Source organism: Alteromonas sp. ALT199 (assembly GCF_018619335.1).
GTDB lineage: Bacteria > Pseudomonadota > Gammaproteobacteria > Enterobacterales > Alteromonadaceae > Alteromonas.
The window spans coordinates 1-26,468 of sequence record NZ_JAHHDX010000020.1; the positions used below are offsets into that span (position 1 = coordinate 1).

Here is a 26,468-nt window from a genome sequence, read left to right on the forward strand (position 1 = left end):
ATATCAATATTATCAATGCTTTACAATAAATCATCAAATCTAGCATAATACTGCCGAAATGTGATCATCAGGTTATTCAATGTCTTTTAAGTTTACTAATTCGCACCTGCCGTCGCGTAAAATGGTAAGAAATGACAATAGTACACTACCTCAAGACTTAACTCGTGATGGTAAGGATGATTCTAACCAAGCACAGTACAAGTCTAGTGCCCAAGGGTTAGCTTCAAACGAAAATTCACCGTCAGATAAAAGTTTTGAAAGCTATTATCAACAATACTACAGTGAAATATTTACTAAGCTTCCATACAACACACAGCGTGCATACATCAGTGACTATAATGAGTTCGCGATTTTTTGTAGGCAAACCGGCTTAGACGGTTTTAAAAACGACTTCGAACATAACGAAAACTGTATTAAACACTACGTAGAAGAACTGTGCGGTTCTCCCCTAGCCTATAGAACCATAAAGCGTCGATTATCTGCACTTAGTAAATTCCTAGGTGTGGCTAAGTTACCCAATCCAATTGTTAGATCTTCTTACTTAAGAGACTTTATTCGACTTTCGCTAATTGAAAATAGAAAGTTCCGCTTGTCTCACAAGCAAGCGGTTCCACTTACTATCGATATGGTTGAGCAGATTAATAATGCAATCATTCCGGATTCTTTATTGGAACTTCGGGACCTCGCGATCATCAATCTAATGTTTGATGCATTACTTCGTGCTGATGAACTAGTGCGCGTATGCGTTGAAGATATATCTGCACGTAATAATACCTTGTTGGTTGTATCCTCGAAAAGCGATCAAACTGGTCAAGGTCAATACCGCTACGTATCTTCTAGTACCATCTCAATGGTTCAGGAATACATTAATGAAGCTAACATAGACCCAAAAACGAAAGAGCCTCGGCTTTCTTCAGACTTACGCGGCTTACACAAAGGCATTTTATTTAGGCGACTAACAAACCACAAGACCGCGCTTTTACCGTTTAACGAAAACATACCAAGCCATCAGTCAAATGTACTTAATTATTCAAGCGTATATAGAATTTGGCAACGCATCGCTCTTCGCGCCGGTATTACTGAAAATATTACGCCACATAGTGGTCGCGTTGGCGGTGCGGTTTCTCTTGCTGAAGATGGCGCTTCTTTGCCTGAGCTTCAACTGGCTGGCGGCTGGCAGTCTCCAGAAATGCCTGGTCACTATACAAAGCAAGCTAACGTAAAGCGTGGAGGAATGGCAAAACTCTCAGCAAAGCGGAAAAGATAATCTAAGCAATAACAATAACTTAATGCAATCTAAGTTACGCATAACCTTGTTGCGAATTAATCCTCTACCCCTCCTACTCTCTTCATATAATTTAGCAATCTGAAACTGCCTAATGTGCGTATCAATATTGAGTGTTTTAAACGCTAGCCTTATTTTGGTACCTATTTACTTCATAAATGGTATAGGGATTACCCAAACGTTAAAATGAAAGGAGTGATAAATGAATAGCGGAATTGATACAAAGCATGGAAAATTACTCGCGGAATTGATTGTTCCTTCTTCCTCATGGAAAGTACAGCCTGAAAAACAAGACCCCTTTAAATCGAAAGAGGCTGCGATTGATTATTTAAAATCTAATAATGAACCGTTGTATCTTCATGTGCCCCTCGCGCAGTCTGACGACTTTGTACGTATTTGTGTTACATCTCGCGGTGATGATGCCGTATTCACAATAAAAGACATTAATAAAGGCGGTGAGACGTCTGTACATTATTCACATATTAAAAACTTAGAAAGTACTATTCGAAGCCTTGTCTTAGAATGTTGCGACCAAAAAATTAAAGCCCTTTAAATAAGGGCTTTTTCGTTAGCAGTAACTTATCTAAAGTTTTTATACTTTTACAGCTAACACGTCTGTTTTTACTCCGTGTAGCACTGCGTTTGCTGTCGAGCCAAGCAGAAGACGAAGTCCGCTCTGTCCGTGTGTTCCCACAACAATAAGATCAGCATTAATTTTTTCGGCCATGTGATGAATTTCATCAGCTGGCGAACCTATTTCTACGTTAAGGTGGCTGTAAGGTATGTCGTGTTTTGATGCAACATCCTTGAGTTGCCTTTGTGCTTGTTCTCGCACTTCTTCAGAAAAGTCTCGTTCTAAAAATAGACCGTATGGTTCTACGTTGGTTTGAGGGTATGCAACATATAACAAATGAATCTTGTGACTGTTACCCGCTATGGCGATGGCCTTTTCCACCACTAATTCGTAATCAGAATAAACATCAATAGGTACTAAAATGGTCTCGTAACTTTGCATTGTGCTTCTCCTCTATTTATTGCTCACAGCGGAGTTTTTACGATTCCGCTCACTTATTCATTTAGATAGTAAGATCTTACAAGTAAATATTCTTTGCGCTAGGTCAATGTTCAGTCTGCAAAGTTGTTCATACTAAATGCGAACGTAAGCACTTTTTCAAATATTGAATATTGTGAGGGACTAAATTATGAAACCATTAATAATAGCAATAGCTATGCTTCTACTTTTTGGATGCGAACAGGGGGCAAAGTCGCCACGTGGTTTTAGCCTTCCCGAAGGGAACATAGAACAAGGTTATCAAGTATTTAAAAAGTATCAGTGTCAAGATTGCCATAGGATCGCCGGTGAAAAAGAGCTTGAAAATGCTCAGTATCTTGTAGCAAAGCCCATTCCTTTGGGGGGCAGTAGCGGCAGAATAAAAACGTATGCGGAGCTAGTCACTAGTATTATAAACCCTTCACACAAGCTTACCCCTCGTCAGCCAGCGAGCTTTGTGAGCGAAGACGGCGTTTCACTTATGCGGGTTGTTAATGATGAACTTACTGTGTCTGAACTTATCGATTTAGTTGCCTATCTACAGCCTAAGTACAAAGTCACCCCTTACAGAACCAGTGACTACCGTCTTTATCAATTACGTATACCCGAAAAGACAGCTAACGATTAGTTAAAGTAAACACTTTAATATCACTAAGCACTTTTTTAAGAGTGCTTAGTGACTCATATGCTCAGTGACTCATATGCTTATTGATAATTACACCCGGAGTTCATGAAACGACTTTTGTTTCTTTCTCAATCTCTGCAAGTAAACTACACGGCATGAAACTTTCTGCATTTGCTTCTTTTAGATGAAGCTTAAATCTTTCAGGCACGTCTTCTGTTAAAAAGCTTCCCGTATTAACCAGCGGAAAAATCTCGTCATAGCGGGCAACATTACACTGATCTACCCGTCTAAATATATGTGTGCGGTTTAACTCGCTAGTTTTAACGTGCCCCGTTGACGATAAAATGTCCATCAGAGCATGGATGGTCTTTTTATGAAAACGATAAACGCGCTCGTATTTGTCTTCTACGTTTAAGCCTTTTGCAAGCTTAGGGTCTTGGGTTGCAACACCGGTAGGACATTTATTTGTATTGCACGATAGTGACTGTACACAACCAAGAGCCAGCATCATTCCACGGGCGCTATTGCATAAATCTGCCCCCAAACTTAGATTCTTAGCGAGTTGGAAAGCCGTTATTATTTTTCCCGATGCAATAATTTTAATTTTGTCGCGAATACCGAAGCCTGTAAGGCAATCGTCAACAAATGCCAACGCTTCACGAAGGGGAAACCCAATAGAGTTGGTGTATTCTAGTGGCGCAGCCCCGGTACCGCCTTCGCCGCCGTCAACCGTGATAAAGTCTGGTGTAACACCTTTTTCTACCATGGCTTTGCACATAGCAATGAACTCACTTTTTCTACCAAGGGCAAGTTTAATTCCCACCGGTTTGAACCCGCTTAATTCTCGAAGCTGGCTAATAAAATCAACCATTTCTAACGGCGTTGAAAAAGCTTTGTGCCTAGGTGGAGAATCTACTTGAGTGCCAGGTTCAACGCCGCGAATCTCCGCTATTTCTGGGGTGTTTTTATACGCAGGAAGAATACCGCCGTGCCCTGGTTTCGCGCCCTGACTCAGCTTGATTTCTATCATTTTCACGTTTTTGAGGTTGGCTTTTTCTTCGAACAAATCAGGGGCGAAACCGCCATCCTTGGTACGGCAGCCAAAGTACCCCGTACCAATTTGCCACACAATATCGCCACCGTTTTCAAGGTGATAAGGGGTTAATCCGCCCTCGCCTGTATTGTGGTAGAACTTACCTTTCGCGGCTCCTTTATTGAGCGCTAAGATAGCATTTTTTGATAAGCTCCCAAAGCTCATGGCGCTGATGTTTAGCACACTAGCACGATACGGCTTTTTACAGTGTGGGCCTCCTACCAAAACGCGAGGGTCTTCATCCATATCCTCTACTTCTCTGGCAGATAGAGAGTGACCAATCCATTCATAACCATCTTTATAAGTATCTAGTTGAGTACCGAACGGTACCGTTTCCCTACTATTTTTTGCTCGTTGATAGACAATAGAGCGAAACATGCGAGAAATAGGCGTACCGCCGGTATCAGTTTCTATGATGTATTGCTGGATATAAGGTCTTAAACCTTCTACTGTCCAGCGCACTCTGCCAATTAGGGGGAAGTTTTTCAAAATGGCGTGTTTTGTTTGAAAGGCGTCGTAAAGACCAAAAATTAATAGGGTGACCGATAAAAGTAAAAACCACCACACAGGTGCCCACAGTAGGCCAATCACTACATTAAAAGCGACCAGCAAGATGAGTATAGTTAGGATTGTTAAACGCATTAAAGACCTTCTTTAGTTTGGCCATATTTAAACCAGATAATATGCCTATAGTCTTGTTCAATACACCTTAAATCGAGAACTAGATTTACTTTAGCGATAAACTGCTGATTTAACGCTTAAATATATGACACCTGAACATAAAAGCTTTAGGTTACGCGTTACCATCATATAATGTATCGATTCTTTTTTAGCTGCGAAAACAAGTCATTACATGCTAATCTACTATCGTTAAATTAGTGGGTTTATAAATAATGTGACCTATAAAGGGTAACGGATTTTACGTTCAACATTTTTGAAAGGTAATTCATGGAGTATGCATTTCTTCTTTTCGCATTTGTCTGCGGCTTAACGGTTAAACTAATTGGCATTCCTCCTCTAGTTGGCTACCTCGTGGCGGGCTTTTTATTAAATTTTGCTGGCTACACACTCACTGACGAACTAAACCAAATCGCGAATTTGGGTATAACTATTATGCTTTTCACCATTGGTTTAAAGCTTAACATTCGTGACTTAAGTCGACGAGAGGTTTGGGCGGGAAGTATCTCTCACACATTAATTTGGGTAGGCGTTATTACCTGTTGCGTTTACGCAATAGGAGCAATTGCAGCAAGTTTCGTTGATGGTCTTACTTGGCAAAGTGCAGCGCTTATTGCTTTCGCTTTAAGTTTCAGCAGTACAGTTTGTGTCGTTAAGGTACTAGAAGAAAGTGGCGAAAGTAAAACCCGTCACGGCCGACTCGCCATCGGTATCTTGGTTATGCAAGACGTTTTCGCTGTTGTCTTTCTTGTTGCCGCTACCGGAAAACTTCCCTCGATTTGGGCGCTCGCTCTACTAGCGCTATTCCCCGCAATGCCAATCATCAATAAAATGATTAATAAATCAGGGCACGGTGAATTGCTCCCCCTCACGGGTTTTATACTCGCGCTCGGTGGCTATCATTTGTTTGAGCTCGTTAATATCAAAGGCGATTTAGGCGCGCTTATCTTTGGAATCATGATAGCGCAACACGAAAAAGCGTCGGAACTTGCGAAGTCATTGCTTAGTTTCAAAGACTTATTTTTAATTGGCTTTTTCCTAACTATTGGTCTTACTGCGCTTCCCGATTTTAGTATGGTTGTCTTAGCGCTCGTGTTCTGTCTTTTTATACCCTTAAAAGCTGCACTTTTTTTTGGCTTGTTTACCTCGTTGCGCCTTCGCGGACGCACATCATACCTAAGCAGCTTGGTGCTTTCTAACTACAGTGAGTTCGGACTTATTGTAGGCGCACTCGCTGTTTCATTAGGTTTATTAGCTAACACTTGGTTAGTGGTCATTGCTTTAGCTGTCTCGATTTCATTTGTCTTTACCAGTGTGCTTTATCGCAATTCACATTCGCAATACCACAATCACAAAAATGCCATTAAACGTTTTGAAAAGAATGAACGTTTAAAAGAAGATATTTACCCTACACTTCACAATGCAGAGTTTTTAGTACTAGGGATGGGACGCGTTGGTCGTGGAGCCTTTAACGCACTGTCTAAATTAAGTGATGTTAGCGTATGGGGTATGGATGCTGACCGCGTAAAGGTAAAAGAAATGTCTGAAGAAGGTTTAAGCGTCATTTGCGGCGACGGTGAAGATGTAGACTTGTGGGATAACTTAGATATCAAACAAATTCAGCTAGTTCTTCTTGCTTTACCTTCGATTCAAGATTCAATCAATATTACGCGCCAGCTTAAAAATGCCGGTTACACGGGAAAGGTAGCTGCAATAGCGCGTTACGAAGATGAAGTATCTCATTTGCTAGACAACGGTGTTGATAAGGTCTTTAACTTCTTCACTGAAGCGGGGCTCGGTTTTGCAGAAGAAAGTCTAGCCTATGCGCATGCACAACAGTAATGCTGTTCTAAATGCGAACAATGGATGAATTGATAAACATTACCATTTGTAAGCGTATGTTTTATAATAGGTTTTTTGACTTCTCCGCGGGTTTAGGCTAAACTTCCTGCAAATACGTTAATAGGGTTTTCACAATGCAAGGTGATAAACAAGTCGTCGCAAAATTGAACGAAGTACTAACAAGTGAACTTACTTCGATAAATCAATACTTTCTGCACGCTCGTATGTTCAAAAACTGGGGCTTTTCTGAACTTAACGAAAAGAATTACAAAAAGTCTATCAAGGATATGAAACAAGCGGACGATATTATCGAGCGCATTTTATTTCTTGAAGGCCTTCCTAACCTCCAAGCATTAGGCAAGCTATATATCGGTGAAGATACCGTTGAAATGCTGTCATGTGATGCGCGTTTTCAAAAAGAACAGCTTCCTTTACTTCGCGAAGCTATCGCGCTATGCGAAGAGAAGCAAGATTATGTTTCTCGTGATTTGCTTGAAGACCTTCTTGAATACGAAGAAGAACACCTGGACTGGATTGAAACGCAAGAATACCAAATTGACGCAATGGGTATTGAAAACTACCTACAAGCGCAAGTAATGGGAGATGACTAATGAAAGGTAACCAAGCAATCATCAATGGCTTAAATGAACTACTCTCTTACGAGTTAGCCGCCATGGATCAGTATTTCATTCACTCTCAAATGTATCTTGATTGGGGGTTAAGCAAACTTTATGAACGTATCGATCATGAATTTGACGATGAGCGTGGTCATGCAACCAAGCTAATTGAGCGCATGCTGTTTTTAGAAGGTACACCTGACATGACGAAGCGCACAGGCTTCAAAGTAGGCAAAGATGTACCTGAAATGCTAGAAAGCGATTTGCGTGTAGAATATGAAGTAGACGCGAAACTACGCGAAGTCATTGGACTTTGTGAAACTGAGAAAGACTATGTAACTCGTGACATGCTTATTGTGTTATTAGACGATACAGAAATGGACCATGCACACTGGCTAGAACAGCAGCTAGGTCTTATCAAGCGTCTTGGTCTTCAAAATTATCTTCAGTCTCAAATGTAAGATAGCGCTTTAATATTAACGCTTACAGATTATTAATAAAACGGCCGCCCTTCGCATTTTAAGGCGGCCTTTTTTAATCTCTATTTATATTATGTAACTTTCACTGTTTTTTCGCAGTTCTGCTTGTACATCCGCGTTTTAGTGTCACTACCGTGTGTTACTGCTGAGTGACAAAATACAAATAGCTCGGACTGTCACTATCTTTAATGTTAAGGCGTAACTGCCACTTCATCACTGGCTCACTACAACTACCTAACATAAACCAGCCTGACCACTTTCCTTTGCCGTCGCTATCTAATAGCACTGGAATTTTTCCCATATACATGTTCACCCCTTCAATCCACGCGCTTTCTATTTCTTTACTTTGGGGAACAGAAAGATTGACCGTCACCGACTCTTCGACTTCAGGCGTTATTGAAAAGGTGGCTATCGCGAGCTTGTTATCAATTAAGAATTCGCAAGTTTCATTGACAAAATTGCAACTATTTCCTATTCCATTAACTACGCTAGCGTCTTGTAGTGCCGATGACTGGTATTTATGAGCAAGATATACGCACATTGCTACAATAATAATAGCCACTAAAGGCAGCTGAGAATGTAAAAATTTTGATCGTTTGTTGTTATCGTTGTTTATCATTTCTTAAATTTTGTATATTTCTTCATTGATGGAGATCAAGCTTAGGTAGTTTATGGTATCTTTTTGTAATTAAAAACCTTATCATCCGCGTACCAACTGGCTTGGAGACAATAATTATTACTCTTTCCGAGCTCGGTGTGAAGCGTTATTCCTTAGCTAATACACGTCTCGACCGTACTATTTTGGCAGTTGGAGACCATAGTTCATTTGAAGTGGAAGATTCATTAAAATGAGTGAAATAAGCCAAGCACAACCTGACTACAATTATAAAGTAGTTAGGCAATTTACCATCATGACCATAGTCTGGGGTATCATTGGTATGGGCCTAGGGGTATTTATTGCCGCGCAATTATTTGCACCTATGCTCAACTTTGACACACCATGGCTAACATTCTCACGTTTGCGTCCGTTGCACACTAACGCCGTTATTTTTGCCTTCGGCGGCTGTGCGCTATTTGCAACGTCGTACTACATCGTTCAGCGTACCTGCCAGGTAAGACTGTTCAGTGACAAACTTGCCGCATTTACCTTTTGGGGCTGGCAAGCCGTTATTGTTTTAGCTGTAATTACCCTACCTATGGGTTTAACCAGCACTAAAGAATACGCTGAACTAGAATGGCCAATTGATATCCTTTTGGCACTGGTTTGGGTCGCTTATATCATCAACTTCTTCGGAACCCTAGTAATCCGTAAGGTTTCGCATATTTATGTTGCGAACTGGTTTTTAGGCGCGTTCATGTTAACTGTTGCAATTCTTCATATTGGTAACAGCATGGCTATTCCGGTATCTTTTACTAAATCGTATTCACTGTATGCAGGCGCAGTCGACGCTATGATGCAGTGGTGGTACGGCCATAACGCGGTAGGATTTTTCCTAACTGCGGGCTTCCTTGGTATGATGTATTACTTCGTACCAAAGCAAGCTGGTCGCCCGGTTTACTCATACAGACTTTCAATTGTTCACTTCTGGGCATTGATCTCTCTGTATATCTGGGCTGGTCCACACCACCTTCACTACACTGCCCTACCAGACTGGACTCAGTCGCTAGGTATGGTGATGTCTATTATCCTATTCGTTCCATCTTGGGGTGGTATGATTAACGGTATTATGACGCTATCTGGCGCGTGGCATAAACTTCGCACCGACCCGGTATTGCGTTTCCTTATTGTTTCATTGTCTTTCTACGGTATGTCTACCTTCGAAGGCCCAATGATGGCTATTAAGACCGTTAATGCACTATCTCACTACACTGACTGGACAATTGGTCACGTACACTCTGGTGCACTAGGTTGGGTTGCAATGGTTTCAATTGGTTCAATTTACCACTTAATTCCTGTGCTATTCGGTCAGCGCGCAATGTACAGCACTAAGCTAGTTAATGTGCACTTCTGGTTCGCAACTATCGGTGTTGTTCTATACATAGTAGCTATGTGGATGTCTGGTGTACTACAGGGTCTAATGTGGCGTGCAGTAAATGCTGACGGTACCTTAACTTACAGCTTTGTTGAGTCATTAGAAGCGTCTAAACCTTTCTATGTGGTTCGTTTCATTGGTGGTTGTTTCGTGGTAGCGGGTATGCTTGTTATGGCATACAACACATGGAAAACCGTTCGTGCACCTAAAGGCAGTATCGCTGCAGATCCAGCGACTCAGCCAGCGTAGTAAAGGAGACGAATAATGAAAAACGCACATGAGTTAATTGAAAAGAACGTCGGTCTGTTAACGATACTTATTCTTGTCGCTATCAGCTTCGGCGCCATGGTTCAAATTACGCCGTTGATGTTTCAACAACAGACCATGGAACCGGTAAAAGGCTTACGTCCATATACCGCGCTCGAGCTTGAAGGCCGTGACATCTACATTCGTGAAGGCTGTGTAGGTTGTCATAGTCAGATGATCCGTCCATTCCGCGCAGAAACAGAGCGTTATGGTCACTACAGCGTTGCTGGTGAGTCAGTATGGGAGCACCCTTTCCTTTGGGGCTCTAAGCGTACTGGTCCTGACCTAGCACGTGTTGGTGGTCGTTACAGCGATGAATGGCATCGTGTTCACCTGCTTAATCCTCGTAACGTAGTACCAGAGTCAAACATGCCAGGGTTTCCTTGGCTTGCGGAAAACACGCTTGACGGCGAGTTAACAGCTAAAAAAATGGAAGTATTCCGTGGATTTGGTGTTCCGTATACCGACGAAGATATTGCGGGAGCGAAAGCGGCAGTTAAGGGTAAAACGGAAATGCAAGCCCTTATTGCTTATCTACAGTCTCTTGGCACACATTTGAAATAATATGGATCAGGGAATTGTAGGCAGCATTTTTACTGTCATCGTCTTTGTAAGCTTCATCGGAGTCGTGTGGTGGGCGTTTAGCGGCCGCAACAAGAAGAAATTCGACGAAGCAGCAAACCTACCGTTTGCAGACGAAGAAAAAGAAAAATCAAAAGAAGATTAGCAGGAGTCTCGAACTCATGAGTATGTTTTGGACAATTTGGATTTCAGTGATAACCCTAGGGTTGATCATTGGTTGCTACTTCCTTCTTCGCTGGTGCCTTTCTAACAAGACTGGCGTAGCTGAAGGTGAGTCAATGGGCCACGAATTTGATGGTATTGAGGAGTTGAACAACCAACTTCCTCGCTGGTGGACAATTATGTTCTACATGACCATCGTTTGGGGCTTTTTATATCTAGCGCTTTATCCAGGCCTAGGTTCGTATGAAGGTATTTTGGGCTGGAAGAGTTCTAACCAAAATATCCAATCGCTAGAAGAGTCTGCTCAAGCGCGTATTGATGCAAAAGAGCAAGGCTACATAGTAGAGTATGACCGTGAACTAGATTTTGCGGCTGAGAAGTTCGACCCGATCTTTGAAGCCTATGCGCAAGTTCCTGTTGAAGAACTGGCTAAAGACCCAGAAGCCAATAAAGTAGGACAGCGTTTATTCTTACAAAATTGCTCTCAGTGTCACGGTTCTGATGCACGTGGTCAAAACGGCGGCTTCCCTAACCTAACAGACAATGATTGGTTGTATGGCAGTTCTGGTGCGAAAATCGTTGAAACTCTTACGCTTGGACGTAAAGCAGCAATGCCAGCATGGCTTGATGCGATGGGTGAAGACGGTATTGAAGAAGTGGTTAACTACGTACTTAGCCTAAGCGGTCGCGATGTAGATCCTCAGCTAGCTGAAGCAGGTAAAGCGCGCTTTGCAGTATGTGCGGCGTGTCACGGTATGGATGGTAAGGGTAACCAAGCACTTGGTGCACCAAATCTTACCGATAATATCTGGCTTTACGGCGGCAGCCACAGAGCAGTAACAGAGACGCTAACCTACGGTCGTAACGGTGTAATGCCTTCATTCAAGAAAACCTTGGGTGACGACAAAATTCACGTTGTTGCAGCGTATGTTTACAGCCTTTCAAATGATTAATGATTTAAATCATTAAATATCTTAAAAAGCCTCGTTACTACGGGGCTTTTTTTATGAGAAAATACAGCGATATAGACAATGCGGATGCGGACACTATTTGTGCATTTTATATGCATCTAATCAACACTATATTTATCGTTATTGCATAGTAAAAACATGTTGCCCTGCAGTAATAATAAATATGTTGTTAGCAAAGTTGCTAGTGAAGTAAATACGAGAAAAGATTTCGATGAATAGACCCTGGTATAAAGAGTTTTGGCCCTGGTTTTTAATTGCCGTACCTGTAATTACCCTCATTATGGGCGGTGTTTTATTAAACCTTGCTATTACTACCGAAGACAGCCTTGTAGTAGACGATTACTACAAAGAAGGAAAAGCGATCAATGCGCGGCTGGATAAAGAAGCAATAGCGCGCCGCTTGAATATCACTACCGATTTAACCATAGAAGATGGCAGTATTGCGCTGCAGTTTCATTCTGGCATCCCACAGGAAGGTAATGCGGTTAAATTAAGTTTCTATCACGTCACCCTTGAAGAGCGTGACACTAGCGTCTTATTAAGTCGCGACGCCAAGGGTATTTATCGCGGTTTTGTTGAAGAAAGTCTCGATGGTAAATGGCGAGTATCGTTAACACCAATTGATGATAGCTGGAAAATTCAAAATACGGTCTATCTGCCCCACTCTGGTAAAATGAAATTCAATCCATAATGACCGAACAAGACTGTTACCACTGCGGATTGCCTATCGCAGAGACCGACGATGGCAAATTTACTACCGTCATATTGGGGCAACAACGTGATATGTGTTGCCCAGGCTGTTTAGCAGTGGCCGAAGCTATTGTAAGTAACGGTCTAGAAGACTATTACCAGTTTAGAACCGAACCTGCACAAAAATCTGACGATGGTATCTTAGATACCCTCGATAAGCTCAAAGTGTATGATGATCCTTCTCTGCAAGAAGAATTTGTGTTCGAAGAGGGCCAAGACAAGCAAATTCAATTAACGCTTGAAGGCATTACCTGCGCAGCCTGTGGCTGGCTTATTGAAAAGCAATTATCAAGAGTTGAAGGCATTAAGCAGGTAGCGGTAAATGTTCAGGAACGCCGAGCTTTAGTCACTTGGTCACCTTTTCAAATCAAACTTAGCCAAATTCTTTCCACGCTAAAGCGTATTGGTTATGTTGGCTCACCATTTCACCCTGATGAGCACGAAGCCAGTTATAAACGAGAGCAAAAAACTTTTCTAAAGAAACTGGGACTCGCAGGTATCATGACAATGCAGGTCATGATGCTTATGACCGGTCTTTATTTTGACTGGTTTGGCGCCATTGAGTTAGAGACTCGGCAGTATTTTTATTGGGTTGCCCTTACTTTGACTACACCGGTTGTGCTGTATTCAGCTAGCACCTTTTATGTGGGCGCAGCTAAAGCACTGAGCGCTAGAACGGTAAATATGGATGTACCGGTTACGCTGGCGATATTCGGTACTTACATAGCTGGTATCCGCTCTACTGTACTAGAGCAAGGGGAAGTGTATTTTGAATCCATTTGTATGTTCATATTTCTGCTGCTGCTCAGCCGATTCTTAGAGCATCGTAGCCGACATCGCGCAGCGCAGATTTCTGCCAATATGATGCAGTATGTTCCAGTTTCAGCTACTAAAATGATGCCGGATGGCAGCATAAGTGAGTGTTTAGCAAAGCAGCTAAAAGTAGACGACGTAGTGCTGGTTAAGCCCGGCGAAACAATCCCTATTGATGGACTGGTAACTGATGGCAACGCAGCGGTGGATGAATCTATGCTGACAGGTGAATTCAACCCGGTGCGCAAGTCGAACAATAGCACTGTATATGGTGGTACCGTATGTCAGGACGGCAGCCTTACCATTACTGTTACGCAAACCCTTAAAAATGCGCTGGTAAACCAAATTGTCAGGCTTCAAGCGAGTGCGATGGCAAACAAACCAAAAGCCGCACAGATAGCCGATAATTTCTCTCGATACTTTGTCACTGCGGTGCTGCTGATTTCAGCATTAACCTACGCCTTTTGGGCATATAACCAAAATACTGATGCATTTTGGATCACCATTTCTGTTCTAGTTGCAACCTGCCCTTGCGCCCTAGGGTTAGCCACACCATCAGCTCTCACTTGCGCTATGGCGAAATTAAACAGACAAGGTATTTTGCTAAAACGTGCTGATGCGCTGGAACAAATCACCTACATCGATACCATTGCATTAGATAAAACCGGTACGCTTACACAAGGCAAATTCACCATTTCAAATGCTTGGTTTGCCGATGGTGTCGATAGTGACAGCGCGTTTTCTATCGCCCGCGCGCTAGAATCTCGCTCTGAGCACCCTATTGCTAAAGCCTTTAGCGATCATAAAGCCTTTAGCGATCATAAAGCCCTTAGCGATAATAAAGCCCTTAGCGATAATAAAGCCTTTAACGGTGATAAAACGTCAAGCAGCGGCACCGTACACAAAGTGTCTAATTTTAAAGTCACGCCAGGTGGCGGAATTAGCGGTGAAATTAATGACACACTGTTTTCCATGGGCTCTGCAGCGTTCAGCGTTCACGAATCACAACAAGAGTTCATTGAGCGTCACCCCTCAGCCAACGTCTTTCTCACTATCAAAGGCCGTATTATGGCGGCGTTTGAAGTACGGGATACGCTGCGAAATGATACCCAAGAAACCCTCGATATATTAGCGGCAAGTCATACCCTTGTGGTATTAAGCGGTGACACCCAACAAAACGTCGACTCTCTTACCACGCCTTTGCCAACTTCAACAGCGAGAGGTGGGCTTACGCCCGAGCAGAAATACGAAGCCGTTCAAACTATGCAGCAATCGGGTTCAAAGGTTATGATGATGGGTGACGGTATCAATGACGCGCCTGTTCTTGCTAGTGCCGATGTGGCGATTGCTGTAGGTAACGCTACTGACGTTGCTAAAACTGCTGCCGACGTTATTTTGCTAGGCGATCAATTACTTTCAGTACCTGAACTTATTCGAACATCCCATCAAGTAAAACAAAAAATAAGACAAAATATTGGTTGGTCGCTGGGTTACAATATTTTGATATTACCCTTCGCCGTGTCAGGCCTCCTTTCACCGTGGATGGCTGTTGTTGGTATGTCGTTAAGCAGTATCATCGTAGTGACAAACTCAACGCGACTTTTGGGCAAATAGCATGAGCATTATTTACGTATTGATTCCTATCGCTATCATCATAGTTGCAGTGGCTATCGTGATATTCTTCTGGGCGGTTAAAACCAATCAGTTTGAAGATTTAGACCGACAGGGTTACAGCATTCTATTTGATGATGATCTTCCGCCAGATGAAAAAAAACTAGCAGAGCAGCGCAAGCAGTTTCAAGATAGTAAAGTAGATAAAAGCCAAGGGACGCATGGAAGGGATTAACTACCTCTCTGCCTTTTTAATCGGCTTAGCTGGCGGAGTTCACTGTATAGGCATGTGCGGTGGAATAGTTGCTGCGTTAAGAATGGTTTCCCCAAAAGGCGCTTCAGCTGTACCTTATACTCTTGCCTATAACATGGGCCGCATCGCTAGTTATACCATTGCTGGGGCGTTAACTGGGGCCCTCGGAAATATTGCGGCTGACTACATTCCTCTCGCAAACTATGCGCTTTCCCTACTTAGCGGAATTATGTTGCTTTTATTAGCTTGCTATTTGGGCAAATGGTGGACAGTTCTAACAGTGTTGGAAAGCGCAGGTAAAGGTTTGTTTTCCAAACTGCAGCCATTGTCTAAACGTTTTTTACCGTTTAAAACCCCCTTTAGTGCCATTCCCTATGGGTTTATTTGGGGGTGGCTACCATGCGGTTTAGTATATTCGACCCTTACTTGGTCACTAGCAGCGGGTAATGCGTTTGAAGGCGCAGGTATCATGTTTTTCTTTGGTTTAGGCACGTTACCGACTTTGCTTGCCGCAAGTGCTGGCAGTCAGTATATTATTCGAAGTTTTCAACACAATCATTTTAGACAAATCATTGCAGTAATAATGGCCATATACGCGGCTTATCTTATTCTTGGCGCAATCGTTTAAAAATGGTGTATCATTATCGGGTATTCTTTAATAGAGCGTAAATTATGAGCAAAGGAAGCCAATTTTCTATTCATTGTCAAAACTGTAGCTTTAGCCACTTATGCTTACCCGTTGCGCTGAACAAAACAGAGATTGAGTCTCTTGACGATATAATTGAGCGCAAAAAACCTCTCCATAAAGGCGATACGCTTATTCAAACTGGCGATAAATTCCGTTCACTGTTTGCCGTAAGAACTGGCTCTTTCAAGTCTTTCGTTACCAATAAAGATGGTGAAGAACAAATCACCGGCTTCCACTTCCCTGGCGATATTATTGGTTTTGATGCCTTACGGGAAAACAAACATCAAAGCTATACCTCTGCACTAGAAACGGCTATGGTGTGCGAACTTCCTTATGACACACTCGATGAGATGTCAGTTCAATTCCCAAAGCTTCGCCACCAAATAATGAGCTTCATGAGCGCTGAAATTAAACAAGATCACGACATGATTATGCTTTTAAACAAGCGCACCGCAGAAGAGCGATTACTGTATTTTATTTCTCATTTATCGCAGCGATTTGAAGAACGTGGTTTCTCGCACAGAGAGTTCCACTTAACTATGACCCGTAACGAAATTGGCAACTATTTGGGTTTAACCATCGAAACAATTAGCCGCCTATTAAGCCGTTTCCAGAAAGAAAACGTTATTAAAGTAGATGGTAAGCTTATTTCTATTTTGGATTTTGATCGGTTAAATACTAAGCTAGAAGCACTAAATGGCCCTAGCGTCGTCTGCAACGGTTAACTTTCATATCTGCTATTTCAAGCGCGCTTTTTTGTTTTTAAATTTTTAGATTTCATATCCCTACCTCGTTAAACGCGAGAATCAAGATTATTGTACAGTTTAGCCTCGGTGTTTATCACCGAAGTGTAAAATTCTTGATCCAAAACAACTAACGTTTTTTCAAATGTCGTTTATAGTTAAAGTAGATAGTTAAGATAGACTGATTTTAAAACGCTACTATATCGACAGCCTTACAAAGCTTTGTAGTTAAGGAGACGTTATGATTGAGTATAAACGAATTCTTGCCGTAGTGGACGCGGAACGCGACAACCAGCCTGCACTAAGTCGCGCCTATGAACTAGCTTCAAAAACGGGTGCTGTAGTGACGGCCATGATGGTGGTATACGATTTATCTTACGACATGACAACCATGCTTAGCCCCGACGAACGGGAATCTATGCGAGATGCCGTTACTAAAGAACAAGCCAAATGGCTTGCTGCACAGTTAAAAGAACAAGGCTTCGCCAAAACCGATATTGTGGTTGAATGGAACAATCGTGCTTACGAATCCATTATTTACTACGCCCTCAACAATCAGATTGATTTAGTAGTAAAAGCCACTAAAAAACATGACGATCTTGCCTCAGTTATCTTCACGCCTACCGACTGGCACTTAATGCGCAAGTGCCCTCGCCCCGTGCTACTTGTTAAAGAGCATGACTGGCCGGAAGGTGGTGAAATTATTGCCGCGGTAAACGTAGGAAGTGAAGATGACGAGCACGCAGCGTTAAACGACAAAATCACAGTCATAGCCAACGACTATGCCTCTTTGCTTAAAGGTAGCGTTAACTTAGTGAACAGTTACCCTTCAACGCCACTTAACATTGCCATCGAAGTACCTGAGTTTGACCCAGATACGTATCACGATGCGGTGAAAAACCATCATTTAAAAGAAATGCGCAGTCACGCCGTAAAATACGGTATTTTGGACAATAAATGCGTGGTAAACGAAGGACTACCAGAGAAAGTAATCCCTCAGGTGGCAAAGAAACTCGACGCAGAGCTTGTAGTAATTGGTACCGTTGGGCGCGTTGGAATATCAGCGGCGCTTATTGGCAATACAGCGGAACATGTTATCGACGAACTTAATTGTGATGTGCTTGCCATTAAGCCTGATGGGTTTGAATCACCGTTAACCGTGTAGCTACATTAACGAATTAAGGCATCGAGAAACAACGGCTCGTTGTTTAAAACCTCATTTATTTCATGGTAGGTGATTTTTACTTTGCTAAATGTCGAGGGTTAAAAGATTTTACTCAAAGGAATAACGCTCGAAGCTACTCGATAAATTTAACCACACAGCCGTAGTCGCGAAAAGGCGCTTTAATGTATAATGGCCCCTTTATCACAAACCAAGCTAGTTAATTATGAGTTTAGGCACAAGCAGTGCTGACGCGCAAACGTTAAACGCCGCGCAAAGTAAGCAAAAGTACAACTTCAACAAACTTCAGAAACGACTTCGTCGCAACGTGGGTAAAGCTATTGGCGATTTCGGTATGATTGAAAACAACGACAAAGTCATGGTGTGTTTATCTGGCGGTAAAGACAGCTATACCATGCTAGATATTCTATTGTTTTTAAAGAAGATTGCGCCTATTCATTTTGATATTGTTGCGGTAAATCTTGACCAGAAGCAACCTGGCTTTCCTGAACATATATTGCCTGAGTATTTAGACAACATTGGCGTTGACTACAAGATTGTAGAAGAAGACACCTACTCTATTGTTAAAGACAAAATTCCTGAAGGGAAAACGACTTGCTCGCTTTGCTCTCGATTACGCCGTGGTATTTTATATCGCACAGCAAAAGAACTAGGCGCGACTAAAATTGCATTAGGTCATCACCGCGACGACATGCTAGAAACATTTTTCCTAAATATGTTTCACGGTGGCAAGCTTAAATCTATGCCGCCAAAACTCGTTAGCGATAACGGCGAACACATCGTTATTCGCCCTCTTGCGTATTGCAGCGAAAAAGACATTATAAAATATTCTCAAGCCGCTGATTTTCCAATAATTCCTTGCAACCTTTGTGGTTCACAGGAAAATTTACAGCGCCAAAATATAAAAGCAATGCTTCAAGATTGGAACCGCCGTTTCCCAGGCCGTATAGAGTCAATGTTTAGAGCGCTTCAAAACGTTGCGCCTTCTCACCTTGTAGACAGTAACCTTTATGACTTTAAATCTATCGCCACCCAAGACGGTCCCGTTGCAGATGGTGATATAGGATTTGATGAACCTTCTTTTACTACAGAAAATAGTGCAGATCTTAATGATGAAGACAACGCTATCGAAGTGGTAAATATTATGGAACCAAAGTAAATGAAAATTGGACTTGCGTTAGGTGCCGGCGCCGCGAGGGGCTGGACTCACATTGGTATAATTGAAGCATTGGAAAAGCTTGGCGTAAAAATTGACGTTGTAGCTGGTTGCTCCATCGGTGCTTATGTTGGTGCTGCCTACGCAAGTGGCAAGCTTGAAGGTTTAAAAGAATGGGCCTGTTCCCTTAGCGACTGGCAGGTACTCGCACTTATGGGCGTTGGGTTAAGACGCGGCGGCATTGCCAGCGGACAAAAGGTTTTCGACAAACTTGCTAGCGAGTTTTGTGTCTCTTCTTATGAAGATATGCTTAAACCTTTTGCCACAGTCGCTACCGACCTATACACAGGTCGAGAAGTGGTGTTCAATTCAGGGCCCATTGGCAACACCATTCAAGCATCTTGCGCTATCCCTGCACTCTTTGCCCCTGTCGCTCACGGCGATCGCTGGCTGGTAGATGGTGCGGTGGTTAACCCTGTACCGGTTAACCTGTGTCGACAGTTAGGTGCAGACTTTGTAATTGCGGTTAATCTTAACGCCGACTTTCGCCCGCTTCGGTTAGAAAAACTACGACAAGATCACGAAGAAAACCAACGTAAAACCGAGGACTTTTTTACTAAAAGCCAAAACGTATTGCGCCAATGGTTTTCGCCTGATAGTAAAGATGACAAAGCATCAGCGGAAAATGAAGAGCAGCTTCAAGTTAATGCTTCTGACGATGTGAATACCGAAGAAAGCATAGCGTCTGACGTTATTGAAAAAGTAGAAGAAGAATTTACCGAAGTACCCGCTAAGGTGAATAAGCGAAATCCACCGGGGATCATGAGCGTAATGAGTAGCTCACTTGAAATACTTCAAGCTCGTGTTACTCGCTCACGTTTAGCTGGCGATCCGCCAGATATACTTATCGAACCTCAGCTTACTGATGTTGGCATTATGGAGTTTCACAGGGCGGAAGAACTGTGCGCAAAAGGTGAAGAAACCATCGCGCGGATTGCTGAGCAAATTAGGTATCAGTTGCTAACCTGATACCTAATTTATCAAAAGGTAGATTAACTAGACGCCATTGCGGTTACACGCAGCGGCGCTTTAGGGAGCGTTAAGCCTTTCGCCTCATTTATCCACTCTTGTTCTAAATGCAGAACACCGTTGTTAATTTGTACACCTTGCGGCGTAACGAAATCTAAATTCTTGTCGTCGAACTGAATCATCAAGCCTTTTACTGAAGGCATCATGAAAGACAAGAAACTACCCATCTCGTTAAAGAAGGCCTCGTACTGAGCATACAAGAAAGTAAGATCTTCTTTTGTATAGTACTGTTTAAGGAATTCAGGCTTGGTTTCGAGCTGAACCGACATATCACACACGTTTGCGCGTTCATTTAAATCAATGCGAATCAGTGCATTAGCCAGTTTCAGTGCTTTTTCGGTAGGAACAGTAAAACGCCCTTCATCACTTACTTCTAGTGGCATGGTTTTCTTATCAGTAACGATAGAAGCACCATTCACACCGCATAAGCGCCCCTCTCCTACACGGACAAAACCAAAAGCAAACTGAAGCGCTTGGGTATCTTCGTTATCTAACTTTTTAACATGACTGTAGAAACGGCTGTACTCAACATCTATCGTTTCAGCAGCTACGGATGTACTGCCTACACCAACAAACAGAGATGAAGCAAAAAATAAAGCAGCGCGTATCATTCGGATAAAAACTCCTCGTTAAATAGGATCATTGTTTGAAGCTCTTCAACATAAGCGGCTCCACGCTCGGAATAGTTCATAAGTCCTTCAGCTAATGCAACCCCTGTAATAGGTATTTGGTTAGCACGTAGGCGACTGCGTATCTCTCTTAAATCGGCATAAGCATCATGACGATTTAAATTACGCATATAGGTGTATGTTGCTCGTGACAAGCTATCAAACTTGGCTACTTCGTGAGTTGCACCATCGTTTCGGCGGTTTGGAACAAAGCCACATCCTTTAGAAAAACACCACAAGCCATAGAAGTTGTAGCCCTTTCTTGCAAAACGACTTGTGCCCCAAGCCGACTCATTCGCAGCTTGTACAAGTACCAATTCAGCAGGCAGTACATCAATCTTTTGCAACATTGACAATAGTTTCATCTTTAACGGTTGCGTGGGCTTTACCCGGTATTCTTTTTCAAGCCACTCAAGCCTCGCCATGTCTTCTTCAGAGAGCGACTCGTTGGCTAACGCCTTTCTGTATAAGGTTTGAACGTAATGTCTTAGCGTAAGCAGGTAAGCGTTTTGCTTCTCTACCTCGGGCCGTAAATAGTTAAAAAACGCCGTTTTTTTCTCTTTTACATCTGTATAGACTGAGAAGTCTGGCACCGGCTTTTTAGCTTTTACTGTTTGCGGTATGTCTAAAATATCTGGCTCGTCCTTAGTAAAAATAATGGCATTTATGACGATTACTGCCAAAACACCTAGCGTTATAAGGACAATTTTAAAAGTTTCACGTTTATGCATCGAAACTAGACTCTTTCACATCATTTGCAGATGCTTCCGTGCTAACTCCTTGTTCGCCAATCAGTTCCTGATAGAGCAAGCCCATCATAGTAAAATAAAAAGGTAATACCCAAATAAGGGAAAGACCAAATGTCAGCGGTACCGACGCGAACAGCAAGAAAAACACGCCAAAAATGCTGGCGATTTGTGCCCAGTATGCATTGAATATTCTGCATGAAAGAATAATTGCGCTAATCGGAGTAAGTTTTCTGTCGGCCACTAACATAAGTGAAAAAGACGACGCTAGATAGAAATACACGCCTGGTAAGATAAGCAGCATCATGCCTAACTGCACAAGAATACTGTTCACTAGCTGGGTTAACGCTACCAAAAAAATAAGAGAGAAAAACTGAAATACAGTAAACACTGATGTTTTTGCGCCTCGTGCAACGAAAACGCCCATCATGTATAAGCCTGTAAGTAACGGCGCAACAATGCAAATTGCTACAATCTGGATGATAGACTGGTGCTCGAATACATAGCTACCATCGTCATTGATGGTAATGTACTGTTGGGCAAATACCCCAAGCACCACAAAGGTCAAGAATAAAACAAGGCTACCTTGAAACAATGATGAAAAATTAGCTTTGGTTAAACCGGCAGCGCGGCGCAATAGACCCTTAGTATCGAATTGATACTGTTTAGACAACGTATTGTTCAGGCGGTCTGGGTTTACGTCTTTCACACAACTCTCTTATAATTTTGAAAAATCGGCGCGATTATACCAATTCATAAAAATAAATGCCTGTTTGTATGGTAAACAAAAGTTAACCCAACACTAACTTAGCAGCTAAACCTACCAACAGAACGCCCATTGCGCGGTCTAACCAATAGCCTTTTTTGCCAATAAGTTCAGCGACTTTACTCGTGCTTAAAAGGTAGGAAAGAAAACAAAACCATAGCCCAGTGGCAAACGCTAAATAGAAACCATAGCCAAGCTTTACACTAAATGGCGTATCTATGCTGATGATGGCGGTAAAAAGTGAAAGGAAAAACAGCGTTGCTTTTGGATTAAGTCCGTTTGTCAGAAACCCCATCCATACGGCACGTTTTGCCGAGATTTGTGATATCTTCTTTTCTGCATTCACGTCTTGCTCCTGCTTTACAGGGCCGCTTCTAAGTGCACCGAAAGCAAGATAAAGTAAATAAGCTGCAGCAGCGTAGCTAAAGGTGGTGAATAGCCAAGGCGTTGTGGCAATCACTACACTCAGCCCTACCAGCGAATATGCAACATGAAGCAAGATAGCAAGGCCAATACCCACACTGGTGTACATGGCTATACGTCTGCCATAAGCCACGCTGTTTCGAACAACCACCGCAAAGTCAGGTCCTGGGCTGGCAACAGCCACAAGATGCACCAGTGCAATGGTAAGAAATTCATTCATATACTGCATGCTTTGCGCCTCCTACAGCGCATACTTTGAAATTAATTCATCAACCCACTGTGGAACTATGCGCGAGGCAGGTCCGGTGAGTGATTCGTCGAACAAGGCATTCGATACACCAGGCTCTAAATTCGCTTCTATTGTGTGTGCCCCATTTTCTTTAGCAATCTGAACAAAGCCAGCAGCAGGATACACGTTACCCGATGTACCAATAGCTATAAATACATCGGCCTGTGAAAGCGCCTCGTAAATTTCTTCCATATATATAGGCATTTCACCGAACCACACAATATCCGGTCGCAGGGTTACTCTGTTACAGCATGGGCATTTTGTGGTGTGATCAAAGCTCTCACGCCAATCAAAAGTTTCCTGGCTAATAGCACAGCGTGCCGACAATAGCTTACCATGCATATGATAAACCGACTCGCTTCCACCACGCTCATGCAAGTCATCTACATTTTGCGTCACCAATATTAACTTATGACCGAAAGCTTTCTCGAGTTTAGCAAGCGCCCTATGTGCTGCGTTAGGCACAACATCATCATGTTGAAGCTGTGCTCGTCGCGCGTTATAGAAGCGATAAACCAAACTAGGGTTTTGTTCGAACGCTTCGGGTGTAGCGACTTCTTCAACGCTGTGATTTTCCCAAAGGCCGTCATTATCGCGAAACGTTTTTAATCCAGATTCAGCGGAGATGCCCGCACCGGTTAGAATAACAATATTGGGTAAGGATTTATTAGCTGACATCGGATTATTTTTACTCTGTTGCTATAAAGCGAGTTGTTTAGTTTATTTTGCAGTTCGCGATGATATGGTGCTTCGGCATACATCGCACATGAGTGATTTCAGCACTTCACGGCTTTTATGCTTTTACACGTCTTTGACTACAGGATACTGGGTATTAGCGCCCCACTCAGACCACGAACCATCATACACCGAAACTTGCGTAGCGCCGCACATAAGAGCTGCAACACCAATGATACAAGCGGTAACGCCTGAACCACACGTGCAAATAATAGGTTTACGCAAATCAACCTTTGCTTGTGTAAAAACAGCATTAAGTTCATCTACAGGTAAGAAATGGCCGTCTTTTAGTAATGTATCGAAAGGAACATTGAACGCGCCGGGCATGTGTCCTGAGCGCACTCCCTTTCGGGGCTCGGAAACTTCGCCTTTAAATCGCGGGCTACTTCGCGCGTCAAGCAGTTGCGCTTCGGTATTTATCGCCTGAAGCACTGCGCTAGAGTTTGCAAACCACCCTGGTCGAGGTGTAGCTTGATAGGTTAATTTCCCATACTGCTGTTGTTCTGATACTGGAAGCCCTGCCCGCTCCCACGCGGGTTGGCCACCATTTAATATATATACATCTTTATGCCCTAATGCCTTTAACATCCACCACACTCTAGGGGCTGTATAAATACCTCGGGTGTCATAAACCGCTATGGGCGTATTTGCCGTAATGCCCTGGTTGCCAAGATAAATAGCAAGGTCATCAGCTGAGGGCATACTGTGCGGGAGACCAGTAGTGTGATCGCTACCTTCGCTATCTAGATCAAAATCCACTGACGCAGGCAAAACCATTGCCGTTCGTGTATCCGGCGTTTTTGAAACAGGATCATCCATCAACGCTCTTACAAGCGTAACTGGCTTTTGTTGCATTGCATTAGCTAGCTCGCCTATTGATAGCAATACTGATGCCATTACATCCTCCTGGAAAGCGCCCGTGTAAGTGGGCGCCTTGTAATACCGGGTTAAAAACTAGTCGGTACGTGTTGATTCACATTAAATATGAATCATTTTACTTAGTACTAAACCGGCTTCTTAGCTTAATGCAGCAATAGCAGACTCGTAGTTTGGTTCTTCAGTAGTTTCTGCTACTTGCTCTGTATAAACCACTTTACCTTCACTATCGATAACAACAACCGAGCGCGACAGTAAACCTGTTAGCGGTGCTGATTCAAATGTTACACCGTAATCATCGCCAAAGGTTGAACGGAAGGTGGAGCCTGTTAGCACGTTCTCGATGCCCTCTGCGCCACAGAAACGGCCCGCAGCAAATGGTAGGTCTGCCGACACACAGATAACAGTTGTGTTATCTAATTTTGCAGCTTCTTCGTTAAATTTACGCACTGACATCGCGCAAGTGCCTGTGTCGATTGAAGGGAAAATATTCAAAACTACGTTTTTCCCTGCAAGCTCTGACAGCGTTACTTCACCCAAATCCGCCTTTACTAGAGTAAAGTCTGGTGCAGGTGTACCTACTTCCGGTAACTGCCCCTTAGTTGTAACTGTGTTGCCTTGAAAAGTAACTGATGCCATTCGCTTTCTCCGTTTTTCATTAATATAAAATAGTGGATGTAAAACAACACTTTCGCAAATAAAAGTGACACTTTTTAGATGTTTTCTTTAACCTGCGACTCTGCAAACGCGAGCTTATGCTGTAAATGGGGCTTACCTTTTAAGTATTCCCGCCTGAACACGCTAAAATAGTGCGCTAACGTCTGTGCCCCTTGCTTCTGTTCAGCTAGTGCCAAAACGCTAATACCTACTTCTGCGGTACAGTGTTGGAAATCATGGGTAGACTCTCTAAGTAAATAGTCTGAAGCTACTTCCATGCTAACGCCCAACACAGGAAAATTATGTAAGTAAGGGCTTTTTACAAACATCTTCTTTGCTTCACGCCAGGTTCCATCCAAGAAAATAAATAGTAACGTTTTGCCAGTATTCAATGGTGGAGCGTCAATACAGCGTTCAGCTGCAGCATATTCGTGTGGAAATACCACAATGGGAAAGTATTTGTCGTCGCTTAAAAGTTTCAGTAACGCTTCATCAGGTTCAGTTCGTTTCCATAAAAACGCGTGGTTGTCTCTCACCACATCGGCTATCAAACGGCCTGTATTGGTAGGTTTATAGTATTCGCCTTTGTACATTAAAAACAAAACCGCCACGTCTGTGCCAGCTTCAGGCTTAAATTCACAAATACAGTTTTGCGTTGGAAGCAAACATGCATCACAGCGAATCACTTTGCTACCACGCGCGTGAAATGGGCGTTCAGCACGAGATAGCTCGTCTAAACGAAGTGACATAACAGAATTCAAGATAGTACGTCTTTGCCAAAGGTTTTTACGGATTTTACCATAGTACAATGCAGTAAAAGAGCGTGGTTAGCAAAGTTTTGTATTGAGTAGAAATAGGAAAATAAAATGGTGCCCGGGGCCGGACTTGAACCGGCACGCTGTTACCAGCGAGGGATTTTAAATCCCTTGTGTCTACCAATTTCACCACCCGGGCATCGGGTTGCTTTTCAGCAAAGGTGTCAGGCGTAGAACCTGATGCTGCGTTGCAGCGTTTGGAGGCGGAACCCGGAGTCGAACCGAGATAGACGGATTTGCAATCCGCTGCATAGCCATTCTGCCATTCCGCCAGATGCGTCTGGCGCGTGATTAAAACTCATCTCTAAGAGATTGGAGCGGGAAACGAGATTCGAACTCGCGACCCCGACCTTGGCAAGGTCGTGCTCTACCAACTGAGCTATTCCCGCATGTCTTAATCGACCATTTCGTTTGGTTGATGTCCTCTCGAAATGTGGGGTGCATTCTACCTACCCATTCAAAACTGTCAACACAAAAAAGCGT

General features: G+C 42.9%; 29 protein-coding genes and 3 tRNA genes. 18 read left to right on the forward strand and 14 right to left on the reverse strand.

Going from position 1 to position 26,468, the window contains the following annotated elements; translation table 11 throughout:
• Window positions 1-79 precede the first annotated feature (79 nt).
• Window positions 80-1,267, forward strand: a complete 1,188-nt coding sequence (locus KL866_RS02655) for a tyrosine-type recombinase/integrase (RefSeq protein ID WP_214993192.1) — start codon at window positions 80-82, stop codon at window positions 1,265-1,267.
• A 220-nt stretch (window positions 1,268-1,487) separates the two neighbouring features.
• Window positions 1,488-1,838 carry a hypothetical protein gene (locus KL866_RS02660; RefSeq protein ID WP_214993194.1) on the forward strand — a complete coding sequence of 117 codons (351 nt, stop codon included), beginning with the start codon at window positions 1,488-1,490 and terminating at the stop codon, window positions 1,836-1,838.
• 39 nt (window positions 1,839-1,877) lie between these two features.
• Here KL866_RS02660 and KL866_RS02665 read toward each other — a convergent pair whose 3' ends face one another.
• Window positions 1,878-2,300, reverse strand: a complete 423-nt coding sequence (locus tag KL866_RS02665; RefSeq protein WP_025255316.1) for a universal stress protein — start codon at window positions 2,298-2,300, stop codon at window positions 1,878-1,880.
• A gap of 187 nt (window positions 2,301-2,487) precedes the next feature.
• On the opposite strand from KL866_RS02665, the gene KL866_RS02670 reads away from it, so the two are divergent.
• Window positions 2,488-2,964 carry a c-type cytochrome gene (locus KL866_RS02670; protein ID WP_214993196.1) on the forward strand — a complete coding sequence of 159 codons (477 nt, stop codon included), beginning with the start codon at window positions 2,488-2,490 and terminating at the stop codon, window positions 2,962-2,964.
• A 100-nt stretch (window positions 2,965-3,064) separates the two neighbouring features.
• Here the strand turns inward: KL866_RS02670 and KL866_RS02675 are convergent, their stop codons facing one another.
• Window positions 3,065-4,696 (reverse strand): FMN-binding glutamate synthase family protein, encoded by a 1,632-nt coding sequence (locus KL866_RS02675; protein ID WP_214993198.1) that lies wholly within the window; start codon window positions 4,694-4,696, stop codon window positions 3,065-3,067.
• Window positions 4,697-5,002: 306 nt separating this feature from the next.
• On the opposite strand from KL866_RS02675, the gene KL866_RS02680 reads away from it, so the two are divergent.
• From KL866_RS02680 to bfr (KL866_RS02690), 3 genes are all read left to right on the forward strand, one after another.
• The gene (locus KL866_RS02680; RefSeq protein WP_025255319.1) at window positions 5,003-6,574 is read left to right on the forward strand and encodes a cation:proton antiporter family protein; all 1,572 of its coding nucleotides are present in this window, start codon (window positions 5,003-5,005) and stop codon (window positions 6,572-6,574) included.
• 134 nt (window positions 6,575-6,708) lie between these two features.
• The gene (gene bfr / locus KL866_RS02685; protein WP_025255320.1) at window positions 6,709-7,185 is read left to right on the forward strand and encodes a bacterioferritin; all 477 of its coding nucleotides are present in this window, start codon (window positions 6,709-6,711) and stop codon (window positions 7,183-7,185) included.
• Window positions 7,185-7,652: a bacterioferritin gene (gene bfr / locus KL866_RS02690; protein WP_025255321.1), complete on the forward strand. Its 468-nt coding sequence runs from the start codon at window positions 7,185-7,187 to the stop codon at window positions 7,650-7,652. The genes bfr (KL866_RS02685) and bfr (KL866_RS02690) overlap by 1 nt, the downstream gene beginning before the upstream one ends.
• A gap of 157 nt (window positions 7,653-7,809) precedes the next feature.
• Here the strand turns inward: bfr (KL866_RS02690) and KL866_RS02695 are convergent, their stop codons facing one another.
• A complete protein-coding gene (locus KL866_RS02695) occupies window positions 7,810-8,232 on the reverse strand; it encodes a hypothetical protein (protein ID WP_311236116.1) in 423 nt (140 codons plus the stop codon).
• A 286-nt stretch (window positions 8,233-8,518) separates the two neighbouring features.
• Here KL866_RS02695 and ccoN point away from each other — a divergent pair, with 286 nt between their 5' ends.
• The 12 genes from ccoN to KL866_RS02755 all read left to right on the forward strand — a co-directional run bounded on the left by ccoN (window position 8,519) and on the right by KL866_RS02755 (window position 19,950).
• The gene (ccoN, locus tag KL866_RS02700; RefSeq protein WP_025255323.1) at window positions 8,519-9,952 is read left to right on the forward strand and encodes a cytochrome-c oxidase, cbb3-type subunit I; all 1,434 of its coding nucleotides are present in this window, start codon (window positions 8,519-8,521) and stop codon (window positions 9,950-9,952) included.
• A gap of 15 nt (window positions 9,953-9,967) precedes the next feature.
• Window positions 9,968-10,573, forward strand: coding sequence for a cytochrome-c oxidase, cbb3-type subunit II (gene ccoO / locus KL866_RS02705; RefSeq protein ID WP_025255324.1), 606 nt, complete (start codon window positions 9,968-9,970; stop codon window positions 10,571-10,573).
• 1 nt (window position 10,574) lies between these two features.
• On the forward strand, window positions 10,575-10,736 hold the full coding sequence (locus tag KL866_RS02710) for a cbb3-type cytochrome c oxidase subunit 3 (RefSeq protein ID WP_012518547.1): 162 nt from the start codon (window positions 10,575-10,577) through the stop codon (window positions 10,734-10,736).
• Between the two features lie 16 nt (window positions 10,737-10,752).
• Entirely contained in the window at window positions 10,753-11,706 is a 954-nt protein-coding gene (gene ccoP / locus KL866_RS02715) for a cytochrome-c oxidase, cbb3-type subunit III (RefSeq protein WP_214993205.1), read from the forward strand.
• A 229-nt stretch (window positions 11,707-11,935) separates the two neighbouring features.
• A complete protein-coding gene (locus KL866_RS02720) occupies window positions 11,936-12,415 on the forward strand; it encodes a FixH family protein (RefSeq protein ID WP_214993207.1) in 480 nt (159 codons plus the stop codon).
• Complete coding sequence (locus KL866_RS02725) at window positions 12,415-14,901, forward strand: heavy metal translocating P-type ATPase (RefSeq protein WP_214993209.1); 2,487 nt, start codon at window positions 12,415-12,417, stop codon at window positions 14,899-14,901. Before KL866_RS02720 ends, KL866_RS02725 begins: the two co-directional genes overlap by 1 nt.
• A gap of 1 nt (window position 14,902) precedes the next feature.
• Window positions 14,903-15,133 (forward strand): cbb3-type cytochrome oxidase assembly protein CcoS, encoded by a 231-nt coding sequence (ccoS, locus tag KL866_RS02730; RefSeq protein WP_025255328.1) that lies wholly within the window; start codon window positions 14,903-14,905, stop codon window positions 15,131-15,133.
• Window positions 15,120-15,779, forward strand: a complete 660-nt coding sequence (locus KL866_RS02735; protein WP_025255329.1) for a sulfite exporter TauE/SafE family protein — start codon at window positions 15,120-15,122, stop codon at window positions 15,777-15,779. The genes ccoS and KL866_RS02735 overlap by 14 nt, the downstream gene beginning before the upstream one ends.
• A 44-nt stretch (window positions 15,780-15,823) precedes the next feature.
• Entirely contained in the window at window positions 15,824-16,564 is a 741-nt protein-coding gene (fnr, locus tag KL866_RS02740; protein WP_025255330.1) for a fumarate/nitrate reduction transcriptional regulator Fnr, read from the forward strand.
• Window positions 16,565-16,823: 259 nt separating this feature from the next.
• Complete coding sequence (uspE, locus tag KL866_RS02745; protein ID WP_025255331.1) at window positions 16,824-17,747, forward strand: universal stress protein UspE; 924 nt, start codon at window positions 16,824-16,826, stop codon at window positions 17,745-17,747.
• Between the two features lie 223 nt (window positions 17,748-17,970).
• A complete protein-coding gene (ttcA, locus tag KL866_RS02750; protein WP_025255332.1) occupies window positions 17,971-18,924 on the forward strand; it encodes a tRNA 2-thiocytidine(32) synthetase TtcA in 954 nt (317 codons plus the stop codon).
• The gene (locus KL866_RS02755; protein ID WP_214993216.1) at window positions 18,925-19,950 is read left to right on the forward strand and encodes a patatin-like phospholipase family protein; all 1,026 of its coding nucleotides are present in this window, start codon (window positions 18,925-18,927) and stop codon (window positions 19,948-19,950) included.
• A gap of 23 nt (window positions 19,951-19,973) precedes the next feature.
• Here the strand turns inward: KL866_RS02755 and KL866_RS02760 are convergent, their stop codons facing one another.
• From KL866_RS02760 to KL866_RS02810, 11 genes are all read right to left on the reverse strand, one after another.
• Window positions 19,974-20,621, reverse strand: coding sequence for a DUF2987 domain-containing protein (locus KL866_RS02760; protein WP_025255334.1), 648 nt, complete (start codon window positions 20,619-20,621; stop codon window positions 19,974-19,976).
• Window positions 20,618-21,409: a glucosaminidase domain-containing protein gene (locus KL866_RS02765; protein WP_214993224.1), complete on the reverse strand. Its 792-nt coding sequence runs from the start codon at window positions 21,407-21,409 to the stop codon at window positions 20,618-20,620. Before KL866_RS02765 ends, KL866_RS02760 begins: the two co-directional genes overlap by 4 nt.
• On the reverse strand, window positions 21,402-22,133 hold the full coding sequence (locus tag KL866_RS02770) for a stress protein (RefSeq protein WP_025255336.1): 732 nt from the start codon (window positions 22,131-22,133) through the stop codon (window positions 21,402-21,404). The genes KL866_RS02765 and KL866_RS02770 overlap by 8 nt, the downstream gene beginning before the upstream one ends.
• Before the next feature lie 82 nt (window positions 22,134-22,215).
• Window positions 22,216-22,842: a LysE family translocator gene (locus KL866_RS02775; RefSeq protein WP_025255337.1), complete on the reverse strand. Its 627-nt coding sequence runs from the start codon at window positions 22,840-22,842 to the stop codon at window positions 22,216-22,218.
• A 12-nt stretch (window positions 22,843-22,854) separates the two neighbouring features.
• Window positions 22,855-23,580 carry a Sir2 family NAD+-dependent deacetylase gene (gene cobB, locus KL866_RS02780; protein ID WP_214993226.1) on the reverse strand — a complete coding sequence of 242 codons (726 nt, stop codon included), beginning with the start codon at window positions 23,578-23,580 and terminating at the stop codon, window positions 22,855-22,857.
• Between the two features lie 123 nt (window positions 23,581-23,703).
• Complete coding sequence (locus KL866_RS02785) at window positions 23,704-24,534, reverse strand: sulfurtransferase (RefSeq protein WP_214993228.1); 831 nt, start codon at window positions 24,532-24,534, stop codon at window positions 23,704-23,706.
• A gap of 120 nt (window positions 24,535-24,654) precedes the next feature.
• The gene (tpx, locus tag KL866_RS02790; protein WP_025255340.1) at window positions 24,655-25,152 is read right to left on the reverse strand and encodes a thiol peroxidase; all 498 of its coding nucleotides are present in this window, start codon (window positions 25,150-25,152) and stop codon (window positions 24,655-24,657) included.
• A 74-nt stretch (window positions 25,153-25,226) separates the two neighbouring features.
• Window positions 25,227-25,919 carry a tRNA-uridine aminocarboxypropyltransferase gene (locus KL866_RS02795; RefSeq protein ID WP_214993246.1) on the reverse strand — a complete coding sequence of 231 codons (693 nt, stop codon included), beginning with the start codon at window positions 25,917-25,919 and terminating at the stop codon, window positions 25,227-25,229.
• A 118-nt stretch (window positions 25,920-26,037) separates the two neighbouring features.
• A tRNA-Leu gene (locus KL866_RS02800) sits at window positions 26,038-26,124 on the reverse strand.
• A gap of 59 nt (window positions 26,125-26,183) precedes the next feature.
• Window positions 26,184-26,257 (reverse strand) — tRNA-Cys (locus KL866_RS02805).
• Between the two features lie 41 nt (window positions 26,258-26,298).
• Window positions 26,299-26,374 (reverse strand) — tRNA-Gly (locus tag KL866_RS02810).
• Window positions 26,375-26,468 lie beyond the last annotated feature (94 nt).